The organism is Oceanobacillus sp. MO10714A (assembly GCF_037072045.1).
Taxonomy (GTDB): Bacteria; Bacillota; Bacilli; order Bacillales; family Amphibacillaceae; genus Oceanobacillus; species Oceanobacillus indicireducens.
This window is the reverse complement of the sequence record NZ_JAXHDC010000003.1, coordinates 42,295-55,317: the sequence shown is the minus strand read 5'-3', so window position 1 is coordinate 55,317 and position 13,023 is coordinate 42,295. Positions and strand designations below refer to the sequence as shown.

12 protein-coding genes are annotated in these 13,023 nt (G+C 42.6%); 11 read left to right on the top strand and 1 reads right to left on the bottom strand.

What is annotated here, in order from left to right; all coding sequences use genetic code 11:
- The first annotated feature begins 242 nt into the window (after positions 1-242).
- From rpoE to glpX, 7 genes are all read left to right on the top strand, one after another.
- Positions 243-740 (top strand): DNA-directed RNA polymerase subunit delta, encoded by a 498-nt coding sequence (rpoE, locus tag SPD53_RS04080; RefSeq protein WP_229782526.1) that lies wholly within the window; start codon positions 243-245, stop codon positions 738-740.
- 201 nt (positions 741-941) lie between these two features.
- Positions 942-2,549 (top strand): CTP synthase, encoded by a 1,608-nt coding sequence (locus SPD53_RS04075; protein ID WP_336251708.1) that lies wholly within the window; start codon positions 942-944, stop codon positions 2,547-2,549.
- Between the two features lie 640 nt (positions 2,550-3,189).
- Entirely contained in the window at positions 3,190-3,564 is a 375-nt protein-coding gene (locus SPD53_RS04070; RefSeq protein WP_156854219.1) for a response regulator, read from the top strand.
- 261 nt (positions 3,565-3,825) lie between these two features.
- The gene (gene fba, locus SPD53_RS04065; protein WP_156854221.1) at positions 3,826-4,680 is read left to right on the top strand and encodes a class II fructose-1,6-bisphosphate aldolase; all 855 of its coding nucleotides are present in this window, start codon (positions 3,826-3,828) and stop codon (positions 4,678-4,680) included.
- Between the two features lie 120 nt (positions 4,681-4,800).
- Entirely contained in the window at positions 4,801-5,448 is a 648-nt protein-coding gene (gene fsa, locus SPD53_RS04060; RefSeq protein ID WP_156854223.1) for a fructose-6-phosphate aldolase, read from the top strand.
- Positions 5,449-5,580: 132 nt separating this feature from the next.
- Positions 5,581-6,867 carry a UDP-N-acetylglucosamine 1-carboxyvinyltransferase gene (locus SPD53_RS04055; RefSeq protein WP_156854225.1) on the top strand — a complete coding sequence of 429 codons (1,287 nt, stop codon included), beginning with the start codon at positions 5,581-5,583 and terminating at the stop codon, positions 6,865-6,867.
- 351 nt (positions 6,868-7,218) lie between these two features.
- Positions 7,219-8,193, top strand: coding sequence for a class II fructose-bisphosphatase (gene glpX, locus SPD53_RS04050; RefSeq protein WP_156854227.1), 975 nt, complete (start codon positions 7,219-7,221; stop codon positions 8,191-8,193).
- Positions 8,194-8,366: 173 nt separating this feature from the next.
- Here glpX and SPD53_RS04045 read toward each other — a convergent pair whose 3' ends face one another.
- Positions 8,367-8,489, bottom strand: coding sequence for a hypothetical protein (locus tag SPD53_RS04045; protein ID WP_255454317.1), 123 nt, complete (start codon positions 8,487-8,489; stop codon positions 8,367-8,369).
- A 195-nt stretch (positions 8,490-8,684) separates the two neighbouring features.
- Here SPD53_RS04045 and rho point away from each other — a divergent pair, with 195 nt between their 5' ends.
- From rho to prfA, 4 genes are all read left to right on the top strand, one after another.
- Entirely contained in the window at positions 8,685-9,974 is a 1,290-nt protein-coding gene (gene rho, locus SPD53_RS04040; RefSeq protein WP_156854229.1) for a transcription termination factor Rho, read from the top strand.
- Between the two features lie 165 nt (positions 9,975-10,139).
- A complete protein-coding gene (locus SPD53_RS04035; protein WP_156854231.1) occupies positions 10,140-10,385 on the top strand; it encodes a type B 50S ribosomal protein L31 in 246 nt (81 codons plus the stop codon).
- A gap of 541 nt (positions 10,386-10,926) precedes the next feature.
- Complete coding sequence (locus SPD53_RS04030; protein WP_156854233.1) at positions 10,927-11,550, top strand: thymidine kinase; 624 nt, start codon at positions 10,927-10,929, stop codon at positions 11,548-11,550.
- A gap of 401 nt (positions 11,551-11,951) precedes the next feature.
- Entirely contained in the window at positions 11,952-13,022 is a 1,071-nt protein-coding gene (prfA, locus tag SPD53_RS04025; RefSeq protein ID WP_336251707.1) for a peptide chain release factor 1, read from the top strand.
- Position 13,023: the final 1 nt, after the last annotated feature.

Below are 13,023 nucleotides of genomic sequence, written 5' to 3'. Positions count from 1 at the left end.
TTTCCCAATGCCGCGCTACATCTGTCTAAAAGAGAAAATAAAAGATGTTTTTTTCCTTATGCAACGTCTTATCCTTGGAAAAAGGAAGTCAATATGAAATATCCCACTGAAAACTTAACTTTTTAGCCAAAAACCCTAGCATAAACACTACATACTTGTATATAATGAAAGGTATGTTTATCTTAGTAATATAGAAATGTAATCAATCATTTATTAATATACAGTAAAAGGAGTGCGTATTTGTGTTAGATCAATACAGCCGCGAAGAATTAAAAGGAAAATCCATGCTCGGCCTAGCCAGTCTCATTTTAAAAGACACAAAAAAAGCATTAGATTTCCAGGAACTCTATAACCAAATTACAGAACTAAAAGGACTAACCAAACAAGCAAAAGAAAATCAAATTGCTCAATTCTACACAGAGCTCAACGTTGACGGTCGCTTTATAACACTAGGCTCAAACATATGGGGCCTAAAAGAATGGTACCCAATCGACCAAGCAGACGAACAAATCACACAAACACCTAAGAAACGGAAAAAGAAAAAAGCAGACGAATTTGATGAAGAGGAAGAACTGGAATACGAAGGAGACCTTGTTGAGCTTGGCGAAGAAGAGGTTGACGAGGACGGAGAGATAGTGGGAATTGATGAATTCGATGAAGACTTTGACGAAGATCTAGACGAAGAAGACGAGGAAGAACTCGATGTAGAAATCGACCTTGACGACGAGGAAGAAGAATAAAAAATGAGGAAGCCCACTTGACTTTTTTTCATAGGATAAGTAGAATTTTATTTGGGCTCCTTAATCGACAAACAGGCGTTTTCCCAGAAAAAAATGGGAAGGCGCTTTTATTATTTTAGAGGGTGCTGCCAAATAAGTTATAAATGTTTGTCTTCGGGCAACATATAAATAGAATCTTAGGAAAGAAAGAGGGAAAGAGCAGTGACTAAATATATTTTTGTTACAGGTGGAGTTGTCTCTTCATTAGGAAAAGGTATTACAGCTGCCTCACTTGGTCGCTTATTGAAAAATCGTGGTTTGAAGGTGACCATTCAGAAATTCGATCCATATATCAACGTGGATCCGGGCACAATGAGTCCGTATCAGCACGGAGAGGTTTTCGTAACGAATGATGGTGCGGAAACGGATTTGGACCTTGGTCACTATGAACGGTTCATTGATATTAATCTGAACAAATACAGTAATATCACAACGGGTAAAGTGTATTCCACCGTTATTAAAAAAGAAAGACGCGGCGATTATCTCGGCGGTACCGTCCAAGTCATCCCACATATTACAAATGAAATTAAAGACCAAGTTTTCCGTGCAGGCAGCGCAACGAATGCGGATGTCGTCATTACTGAAATAGGCGGTACGGTCGGCGATATTGAGTCACTTCCTTTCCTTGAAGCTATTCGCCAGATTAAAAATGAAGTAGGAAGAAACAGTGTCATGTATATCCATTGTACACTTGTTCCTTACCTTGCAGCAGCCGGTGAACTTAAAACGAAACCGACACAGCACAGTGTGAAGGAATTACGTTCACTAGGGATTCAACCAGATATTATCGTGCTTCGTACTGAAGTGGAGGTTTCCAGAGAACAAAAAGAAAAAATTGCTTTATTCTGTGATATAGCAAAAGATGCGGTAATTGAAATGCCGGATGCGGATACCCTTTATCAAGTGCCGATTTCCCTTCAGGAACAACATTTGGATGACATCGTTTTGAAGCATTTCGGTTTGGAATACCCGCAAGCAAAAATGGATGACTGGTTCCAACTGCTTGAAAGGGTAAGAAACCTATCGAAAACAATTGACATCGGACTTGTTGGGAAGTATGTGGAACTGCAGGATGCTTACCTTTCTGTTGTAGAATCCTTGAAACATGCAGGTTACGACTATGATGCAGACATTAATATCCACTGGATTAATTCAGAGACACTAACAAAAGAAGCGATTGAAGAAGAAATATCTCATGTGGACGGAATTGTTGTACCAGGCGGCTTCGGTACTCGAGGCGTTGACGGGAAAATTGAGGCGATTCGCTATGCAAGGGAAAATAAAATTCCATTCTTTGGAATCTGCTTAGGAATGCAGCTTGCAACAGTCGAGTTTGCCCGTAATGTGCTCGGCCTGGAAGATGCTCACTCTACAGAAATTGATCCGGAAACACCACATCCAGTTATCTCGCTTCGTCCAGAACAAGAGGACGTAGAAGACCTTGGCGGAACACTTCGTCTCGGTGCCTACCCATGTAAACTAGTGGCGGGAACGAAAGCGAAAGCGGCTTACGGCGAAAGTGATATGATTGAAGAACGTCACCGTCACCGCTATGAAGTTAACAATGCATATCGGAAACAGCTTGAGGAAAATGGGTTCATTATTTCAGGACTTAGCCCCGATGAAAGGTTAGTAGAGATTATTGAATTAAAAGACCACCCGTGGTTTGTCGCTTGTCAATTCCACCCAGAATTCACATCACGACCAACCCGCCCTCAACCACTGTTTAATGGTTTTATTGAAAAAATTGTAAATGGAGACAAGAGCTGATGCTTTATGCATCGGCTTTTTTAATTGACCCTTGCTTATTGCTTTCATTCAGCGTAAGTGTCGGCAACTTTCTTCTGGAGGTTCGCAGTCCAGACACCTCTCGCTTTCCGCGGGCGGCTGGTGAGCCTCCTCGTGGGCAAGCCCACTGCGGGGTCTCACCAAGCCTATCCTCCCGCAGGAGTCTCGAGGTGTCTGGACTGCTCCGAGGAAAGGCTAAATTTGGAGCACTATTTTTCAATTTAGGAATAGAATGCTGATCTGAAGAGAATAGTTTCCATTTATAATAATTGCTCCTATCAGTTCAGTTGCCCGGCGGACAGTGACTCCTACGGGAATAGCACGAGTCCGAAGACCCCGCAGGAAGCGGTTTTCTTCCGAGGAGGCTGAGGCCGTGCCCGTGGAAAGCATCCGTCCGCCGGGCAACTGAACGGTAATTAGAACGCCAATAAAATGAATGCACAAAATACTTACGCTGAATGAAAGCAATCAACATTTGCGAAAATTGACTTAGGACCTTAAAAATATGTCTTTATCCAATATTTCCCTGTAAACAATTTGCATAATTCATTAAAAAAGCAGGATATTTTCTTTTTTTAGCGAACTTAAGAAATGGGGAGAATGAAAAAGGGGGCAAAAAATAATGACAAAGGAGTTATTGATTGTAGATGACCAACCAGGGATACGCCTACTGCTTACTGACATCTTAATGAACGCCGGCTATGAGATCACGACGGCATCTGATGGGAAGGAAGCTATTGACTTGCTTGGGGAGAAGCAATTTGATTTAGTAATGTTGGACTACAAGTTACCATTGGTCGACGGGATTGGAGTTCTGGAGAGAATAAGAGAAATGGAGCAATCGGTCCCAACAATTGTGATGAGTGGACTCGTGGAAAAAATTGAAATGGAACTGCAAGATTTTCCGCAGGTGAAGAAAATTTTGGCAAAACCGTTCAATATTGAAGACATTCCGGTTATCGTGGAAGATGCGATCGGTGATGTATTAATGGAGTAAACTCGAAAATTTTGTTACATTTTTCACAACCAAAAGGACGTCAATCGCCTGTAACAGCGCTACAATCGGCTTCTTGGGGGAAATAGGGGGATATTACATCTAAGAGACAAGTATGAGAATCAGTTGCACCAATGATTAGGAGTTGGTATTCTTATAGTATAAATGCCGATGCGGATTTTTTGCTCTAAAGACGAAAGATGTCGTTAGAAGGACGAATTCGAATTGGGCAGTTGCTTTTCATACATCAAAGGAGGAATTACCATGTCATTAGTATCAATGAAAGACATGCTCGAAAAAGCGAAAGAAAACGGGTATGCCGTTGGTCAGTTCAATATTAATAATTTAGAATATGCTCAAGCAATCCTACAAGCTGCAGAAGAGGAGCAATCTCCGGTTATTCTAGGAGTTTCCGCAGGTGCCGGTAAATATATGGGCGGTCTGAAAGTAGTTGTAGCAATGGTGAAATCGTTAATGGAATCATACGGAACAACCGTACCTGTTGCGATTCACTTAGACCATGGTACAAGCTTTGAGTTATGTGCAGAAGCAATTCATGCTGGCTTTACGTCCGTTATGATTGACGCATCACACTCACCAATTGAAGAAAATATCGCAACAACGAAAAAAGTAGTCGAACTCGCTCATATCCACGGAGTATCCGTTGAAGCGGAAGTAGGTACAGTAGGTGGGGAAGAAGACGGAGTCATTGGCGGAATCATGTATGCTGACAAGGATGAATGTAAAAAGCTCGTTGACGAAACAAATGTTGACTGTCTTGCACCAGCATTAGGTTCTGTTCACGGACCATATCAAGGAGAACCTAACCTTGGCTTTAAAGAAATGGAAGAAATCCTGAACCTCGTACAAATCCCACTTGTGCTTCACGGTGGAACAGGGATTCCACTGAAAGATATCCAAAGAGCGATTTCACTTGGAACTGCAAAAATTAACGTAAATACGGAGAACCAAATGGCACAGGCAGAAGCAGTGCGTAAAGTTCTTAACGAAAAACCAGATCTATATGATCCACGTAAATATTTAGGACCAGGTACAGAAGCAATTAAAGCAACAGTTAAAGAGAAAATGCGTGAATTTGGTTCTTCTCAACAAGCATAAAGTGAAACTCATTCAGTGGAGGTACCCTTACCCCTCCATTGAATGTTAGTTGAACAGAATCAGGGATTTACGGATCGACCGTTAATACGTGATAAAAAATCTTCACATGGAGGGATTACGATGAAATTTTTTATTGATACAGCGAATATAGAAGAAATCAAAGCGGCAAATGCCCTAGGGGTACTGGCTGGTGTAACAACCAACCCATCCCTTGTAGCGAAGGAAGGCGTATCTTTCCATGACAGGCTTCGTGAAATTACAACAGAAGTAACATCTGGCTCTGTCAGTGCAGAAGTAATCGCTGAAGACGCAGAAGGCATGATTGAAGAAGGTAAGGAGTTGGCGGCAATTGCACCGAACATTACGGTTAAAGTGCCAATGACTCTAGAAGGTTTAAAAGCTGTAAAAGCATTCAGCGACCTAAATATTAAAACTAACGTTACCCTGATCTTCAATGCGAATCAGGCGCTACTTGCAGCTCGGGCAGGTGCAACGTACGTATCACCGTTTTTAGGACGTCTTGACGATATCGGTCATAACGGAATGGAATTAATTGCGACAATTGCGGAAATCTTTGACCGTCATGAAGTGAAAACAGAAATCATCGCAGCATCCATCCGCCACCCGCTGCACGTAACAGACGCAGCTTTAAACGGAGCACATATTTCAACGATCCCTTACAACGTTCTTGAGCAGCTTGTGAAACACCCACTCACAGACCAAGGAATCGAACGCTTCCTAGCCGACTGGAACAACGCAAACAAATAGTATAAAATCGAAGAACACAGGAAAGATAAAAAGAATGGGAATCTGTTCATTCGGAGTGACTTGAGGCCGAGACAACAAGTACCGGCCTCAAGAACAGATTTCAAATAGCCTCATTTAGGAGCGAATCAAGATATGCAGAAAATATTAATTGAAGGTGGACATCCGCTTAATGGAAAAATAAGAGTAAGTGGTGCAAAAAACAGTGCAGTGGCCTTACTTCCAGCATCGATTTTAGCCGATTCGGAAGTAACGATTGAAGGCTTGCCAAACATATCCGACGTACACACTTTAAGTGACCTCTTAGAAGAAATCGGTGGAACAACATCACGAAACGGGAACGACATTACAATCAACCCCGAAAACATGGTAGCTATGCCACTTCCAAACGGGAAAGTGAAAAAACTCCGTGCCTCTTATTATTTCATGGGAGCAATGCTCGGCAAGTTTAAAAAGGCCGTCATCGGCTTACCTGGTGGATGTTATCTTGGACCAAGACCGATTGATCAGCATATTAAAGGTTTTGAAGCACTGGGGGCGACCGTCACGAATGAACAGGGAGCCATTTACCTTCGTGCCGAAGAATTGCGCGGTGCAAGGATTTATCTAGACGTCGTCAGTGTCGGTGCAACGATTAATATTATGCTTGCAGCGGTAAGGGCAAAAGGGAAAACCGTAATTGAAAACGCGGCAAAAGAACCGGAAATCATTGATGTAGCAACCCTCCTGAGTAACATGGGAGCAAAAATTAAAGGAGTAGGAACCGATGTAATCCGTATTGAAGGGGTTCCGAGCCTGAAAGGGTGCACGCATACGATTATCCCTGACCGGATTGAAGCAGGTACATACGTAATTGCAGCAGCAGCTCAAGGGGAGGAAGTCGTGATTGACAATGTCATCCCCCAGCATATCGAATCACTTATCGCCAAGCTTCGGGAAATGGGTGTCACCATTGAAGAGAGTGATGAGCAACTTCTTATTAAACCGGGTAAAAAATTGCATAGTGTCGATATCAAAACGTTAGTATATCCTGGATTTCCAACCGACCTCCAGCAACCGTTTACATCGTTGTTGACAAAAGCTAAAGATACCGGGGTCATTACAGACACAATTTATTCCGCCCGCTTAAAGCATATTGATGAATTAAGGCGTATGAATGCTGAAATCAAGGTGGAAGGCGGTTCGGTCATCGTCTCCGGGCCAGTCCAGTTGGAAGGGGCGAAGGTGAAAGCATCTGATTTAAGAGCAGGCGCTTCCCTTATTGTTGCCGGTCTTATGGCCAATGGAATCACAGAGATAACTGGTATAGATCATATCGATAGAGGCTATGAACAGATTACAGAGAAACTTTCCGCTCTTGGTGCCAGTATTTGGCGTGAAGAAATGACAGAAGAAGAAATTATCCAATTGCAGAATTCGTAACTTTTGATGCCTGTTCTGTAGGTTCATACAATAAAATCTCCTTTTGGGATGAGGATATTTTATTGAAGAGGGTTCAAAAAGAGGATGAAAAGGACCGAAGTCGATTAAGTGTGCGCTAATCGTTATTGCAACACCAACGCTGGTACGTGGTGTGCGTCTAATTTCGAGGTGCGAGGGCTTCCGGCCCCGGAATGTACGTCGGACCGGTACATGAGGCAACGAGTTTTTTGCGTGTGTGGTGAGTTCTACGTTGTCTACAGACGTGGATTGTTTTAGTAGAACTTCCTTTTTCACGAAATGTCCTTTTCACCGGACTTTTTGAACAACTTCTTGAAGGGGAGAGGACAACAGATGGAAAGAAGTTTATCAATGGAGTTAGTTCGAGTAACGGAAGCAGCAGCTTTATCATCCGCCCGTTGGATGGGGAGAGGCGAGAAGAACGATGCAGATGATGCCGCGACCTCAGCGATGCGGGATGTATTTGATACGATTCCGATGGAAGGGGTAGTCGTAATCGGAGAAGGGGAAATGGACGAGGCGCCAATGCTTTATATTGGTGAAGAACTTGGTACCGGAGAAGGTCCTAAGGTGGATGTCGCAGTCGATCCGCTGGAAGGTACATCCCTTGTCGCCCACGGATCCTGGAACGCCCTATCAGTTGTTGCAATTGCGGATAAAGATACGTTGCTCCACGCTCCGGATATGTATATGGATAAAATTGCAGTTGGCCCGGCGGCAGTTGGAAAAGTAGATATTAACGCACCCGTCATCGATAACCTCCGCAGTGTAGCCGAGGCAAAAAATAAAAAAATTGAAGACGTACTTGTCACCGTACTCGATCGCCCGCGTCATGCCAAACTGATTCAAGAAATCCGTGAAGCAGGTGCCCGGATTAAAGTGATTGCAGATGGTGACGTAGCAGGTGCGATCAATACTGCTTTTGATTGGACAGGTGTCGATATTTTACTCGGCAGCGGTGGTGCACCTGAGGGTGTTCTTGCGGCTGCAGCATTAAAATGTCTTGGCGGAGAAATCCAAGGAAAACTACTGCCGAAAAATGATGAAGAACTTGCTCGTTGTAAAGCAATGGGAATAGAAGATATCAATAAAGTATTTAAAATGGAAGACTTCTGTAAAGGAGACGACGCCATCTTCGCAGCAACCGGCGTAACCGACGGAGAATTGCTGAAAGGTGTCCAGTTCAAAGGGTCCAAAGCAACAACTGAAAGTGTCGTCATGCGCGCTAAAAGCGGCACCGTCCGCTTTATCCAAGGCGAACATAGTCTAATCAAAAAACCAAACTTAGTAATGAATGAAGCCGAATAGACTAAGAATAAGGAAGAGGTTGAGACTTTAAGTGGATGTCCCAACCTCTTTCCTCCTGATTTCCTCTAATAAGAAAATTTTCAGCAAAATATTACGTTAAATGGACGAGAAGATGTTGAATAATCCAGAGTAAACGTGTAATATAAGATATGTTTAGAACACGTGTTATTTGGTTATTCTATCAATAAAAGAATGAAAGCTAGCCAATCGCACACTTCCAATCTTACTTCCAATTTCTCTTCATTTCTTCCAGGAACACCATTCAACCATAGAAATGGACATAAAGTGAAACTCATTCAGTGGGCGTACCCTTATCTCCCTCACTGAATGTTAGTTAAACAGAATCAGGGATTTACGGACTGTTTATCCCCCAGCCTTCACATATTGGGTTTCCCTCATGTTTAGAGGAGGGGGTATTACAGACCGTTAATACGTGATAAATTTATAAAATAATAGCAAACCAAAGACAAAAGAATAGGCGTGATATATTTATGGCGGAATTAACAATTTCCCAATTGGAAACATTAACACTAAAAGAATTATATGCATTAGCAAAAGAGTACAAAATTTCCTATTATGCGAAATTAACGAAAAAGGAACTTATCTTTGCTATTTTAAAGAGCCAAGCGGAAAAAGATGGCTTCCTGTTCATGGATGGGGTGCTCGAAATCATCCCGTCGGAAGGATTCGGTTTCCTGCGCCCCATCAACTATTCACCGAGCGCGGAAGATATCTATATCTCAGCTTCCCAAATTCGTAGATTCGATCTCCGTAATGGAGATAAAATTTCTGGAAAAGTGCGACCACCTAAAGAAAATGAACGTTACTACGGTCTGCTCCATGTAGATGCTGTAAACAGTGAAGACCCGGATTCTTCAAAAGACCGGGTTCATTTCCCGGCACTGACCGCCCTTTATCCGGACCGGTTTATGAAACTGGAATCAGAATCTGATAAATTATCAACAAGAATCATAGATTTGATGACACCGGTTGGGTATGGCCAACGTGGGTTAATCGTCGCCCCACCAAAAGCTGGAAAAACAATGCTTATCAAAGAAATCGCGAATAGCATTTCCAAGAACCATCCTGAAGCAAAATTAATTATCCTTTTAGTGGACGAGCGTCCGGAAGAAGTTACCGATATTGAACGATCTGTCGCACCAGATGTCGATGTCGTAAGTTCAACTTTCGATGAAGTACCGGAAAGTCATATCCGCGTCTCTGAGCTTGTTTTAGAGCGTGCGATGCGTCTTGTTGAGCATAAGCGCGATGTGATTGTGTTGATGGATAGTATTACACGACTAGCTCGGGCTTATAACCTTGTTATTCCGCCAAGTGGACGGACGCTATCTGGAGGGATTGACCCAGCAGCATTTCACCGTCCGAAACGCTTTTTTGGAGCGGCGCGTAATATTGAAGAAGGTGGCAGTTTCACTATTTTAGCAACCGCTTTAGTTGATACTGGCTCCCGTATGGATGATGTTATTTATGAAGAATTTAAAGGAACAGGGAATATGGAGCTTCATCTTGATCGTAATCTCGCGAACCGCCGTATTTTCCCAGCGATCGATATTCTGCGTTCCGGTACACGGAAAGAAGAATTACTCGTCGACAAAGATCACTTAGATAAAATGTGGACACTTCGCAGAACAATGCAAGATTCCAATGATTTTCTTGAACGTTTCCTGAAAAAACTCAAGAGCACAAAAACAAACGAAGAATTCTTATATGAGATGGAAGAAGAAATGAAACGCAAAGGCATCAAGCGCACAGAAAAATAAATCGTGCTTTAGGTATAACTTTTTGGTATAAAAAAATGATTGCAAACTTAAACTGATACTGGTATAATTCTTTTATGTGAGTTTTGATAAGTTTTTTATCACTTATGACGGCTCTTACAATAACTCTGTCTCCACAGGATTCAGGGCAAAAAGGAGTGGAATGAAATGAAAAAGGATATTCATCCAGAATACCGTAAAGTAGTTTTTCTTGATACAAGCTCAGATTTCAAATTCTTAAGCGGCTCTACAAGAGAGTCTAACGAAACGATTGAATGGGAGGACGGCAACACGTACCCACTAATCAAAGTTGAAATCAGCTCAGACTCCCACCCGTTCTACACAGGCAAACAAAAAGCCGATCGCGTAGGCGGACGAGTAGACCGATTCAAGAAGAAATATAATATGAAATAAAAAGGTGAGGCGACTGTTCGGAAGCTGAACGCTAGCAAGGGACCGAAAAGCGGGTGCACTTCCCGCTATTCGTGTCCCATGCTTATGACGACAGCTTCAAGGAGCCGAATCTAGATTGAACCTAGAATTGAACAAAAGGGTGAAAGGACTCGCCAGCCCTTAAATCTAGATTGAAATAATAAAAAAGACAGGCAAAATGTCGAAAGCCAATTTGCCTGTCTTTTGTTTGTTTATATATCATGCTTGTTACACTCAAAATTAATTTTAATATTTTTCTCGAACAGGGTTAAAATACACTGCAAATTGGTATACACTTGTATAAGCAATCTGTTAGCGAGATAAAGGAGGAAGTGCCCATACAGGCTAAGTACGCGATTCGTTACGCAGGCGCTTATACTAAGCACGTCCGGTAGGCAAAGCGGCGTATAAACTGAGGCACTCCGAGTTACTGGACGCTAGACGTGGCTAGTACTAGCAACTAGTTATCCACAGCATTTTTATTTTATTGTTTGCTATGCAACAAGAAAAGAGGTCAACGCACATGTATATGATGAAGCAAAGCGGCTGGATCGAAGTAATTTGCGGCAGCATGTTTTCAGGAAAATCAGAAGAGCTTATTCGCCGGATTCGCCGCGCCAGCTATGCAAATATGCAGATTCGCGTGTTTAAGCCGGTAATCGACAACCGGTATGACGACGAGTCCGTCGTATCTCATAACGGAACGACAATTATGGCTCGCCCGATCAAACATGCAAAAGATATATTCGAGTACGTCGACGAAACGGTTGAAGTTGTCGGCGTCGATGAAGTGCAATTTTTTGATGAATCAATCATTGAAGTAATTGATGAACTCGCCAATCGCGGCATCCTTGTCATTGCTGCCGGACTCGACACCGATTTCCGCGGTGAACCATTCGGGCCGATGCCAAGATTAATGGCGATGAGTGAATACGTAACGAAACTTAATGCAATTTGCCCGATTTGCGGATCACCTGCAACGCGCACGCAACGATTAATCAACGGAAAACCAGCCTCCTACGATGATCCGGTCATTCTCGTCGGTGCCTCTGAATCCTATGAACCAAGATGCAGACACCATCATGAAGTACCGAACAAACCTAGTAGAATAGGTTTCGTTAACAAGTTAACAAACAGCACAAAATAGAGCATTTTTAATCGATTGGAGTTTAGTAGAGAAGTTTTAAACTTTCGAACGAGTCGGTAGAGCATTACCTGAATTGATTTAGGTGCTCTAACCGCTCGAACAGGCGGGCAACTGACGTCTTCGGCTTATTATGGGCTCTAATCGTTTGAAAAAACGTACCGGGCTCACTACTTCGATTGATTATAAGTGCTCCAACCTCTCAAACAAGAATGCCACCCACTTACTCCAGCTTATAATCGCTGGAAAAACGAGCTGATTCAACTTTCCGGTCGTTTATAAGCAGTATAACTCAATCAACGATTTACCTCGGGTGTTTACCACCTCCGCATCTTAAAAAAATTTTGACCAACTGTAGCGGCTATACTATAATTAGAGTGTTAATTCAAAAAGAGGTGTTCGTGATGTTAGATCGCTTACAAGCGTTGGAAGATCGTTATAATAAATTGAATGAATTATTAAGTGACCCGGAAGTGTCGAGTGATCCGAATAAATTACGCGAGTACGGGAAAGAACAATCTGATTTGGAAGATGTTGTTCAAGCATACCGCGAATATAAAAGTTTATCGACTGAACTTTCCGATGCGAAAGAAATGCTCGAGGATGAACTCGACGGTGATATGGAAGAAATGGTAAAAATGGAAATCAGTGAACTTGAAGAACAACTCAAGACATTAGAAGACAATATGAAAGTCCTTCTATTGCCAAAAGACCCGAACGATGGTAAAAACGTTATCGTGGAAATCCGCGGTGCGGCAGGTGGAGACGAAGCAGCGCTCTTTGCTGGTGATTTATACCGGATGTATTCCCGTTATGCCGAAGAAAAGGGCTGGAAAACGGATGTGATGGAAGCAAACACGACAGGTGTCGGCGGCTATAAAGAGATTATCTTCATGATTAATGGAAAAGATGTATATTCTCGCTTGAAGTACGAAAACGGTGCCCACCGTGTGCAGCGTGTACCAGAAACAGAATCTGGCGGACGTATCCATACATCGACCGCAACCGTTGCAGTACTTCCGGAAGCGGAAGAAGTGGAAATAGATATCCATGAAAAAGATATACGTGTTGATACCTTTGCCTCGAGCGGACCTGGAGGACAAAGTGTTAACACGACAATGTCAGCCGTTCGTTTGACCCACGAACCAACAGGAATTGTCGTCTCCATCCAAGATGAGAAATCACAAATTAAAAACAAAGAAAAAGCAATGAAAGTTCTGCGCGCAAGAATTTATGATAAATACCAGCAGGAAGCTCAAGCAGAATATGATGAAACGCGTAAGTCTGCGGTTGGTACAGGTGACCGTTCCGAACGTATCCGCACATATAATTTCCCGCAGAACCGTGTAACGGATCATCGTATCGGGCTTACTATCCAAAAGCTCGATCAAATTCTTGACGGGAAACTAGATGAATTTATTGAGGCCCTAGTTTTAGAAGAACAGACAGCGAAATTAGAGCAAATTGGTGAATAAA

What these genes read in the sequence shown, in the direction of transcription:
- SPD53_RS04070 (WP_156854219.1), top strand. Translation starts at nt 3,190, where the DNA reads ATGACAAAGGAGTTATTGATTGTAGATGACCAACCAGGGATACGCCTA.
- fba (WP_156854221.1), top strand. Translation starts at nt 3,826, where the DNA reads ATGTCATTAGTATCAATGAAAGACATGCTCGAAAAAGCGAAAGAAAAC.
- fsa (WP_156854223.1), top strand. Translation starts at nt 4,801, where the DNA reads ATGAAATTTTTTATTGATACAGCGAATATAGAAGAAATCAAAGCGGCA.
- SPD53_RS04055 (WP_156854225.1), top strand. Translation starts at nt 5,581, where the DNA reads ATGCAGAAAATATTAATTGAAGGTGGACATCCGCTTAATGGAAAAATA.
- glpX (WP_156854227.1), top strand. Translation starts at nt 7,219, where the DNA reads ATGGAAAGAAGTTTATCAATGGAGTTAGTTCGAGTAACGGAAGCAGCA.
- SPD53_RS04045 (WP_255454317.1), bottom strand. Translation starts at nt 8,489, where the DNA reads ATGAGTTTCACTTTATGTCCATTTCTATGGTTGAATGGTGTTCCTGGA.
- rho (WP_156854229.1), top strand. Translation starts at nt 8,685, where the DNA reads ATGGCGGAATTAACAATTTCCCAATTGGAAACATTAACACTAAAAGAA.
- SPD53_RS04035 (WP_156854231.1), top strand. Translation starts at nt 10,140, where the DNA reads ATGAAAAAGGATATTCATCCAGAATACCGTAAAGTAGTTTTTCTTGAT.
- SPD53_RS04030 (WP_156854233.1), top strand. Translation starts at nt 10,927, where the DNA reads ATGTATATGATGAAGCAAAGCGGCTGGATCGAAGTAATTTGCGGCAGC.
- prfA (WP_336251707.1), top strand. Translation starts at nt 11,952, where the DNA reads ATGTTAGATCGCTTACAAGCGTTGGAAGATCGTTATAATAAATTGAAT.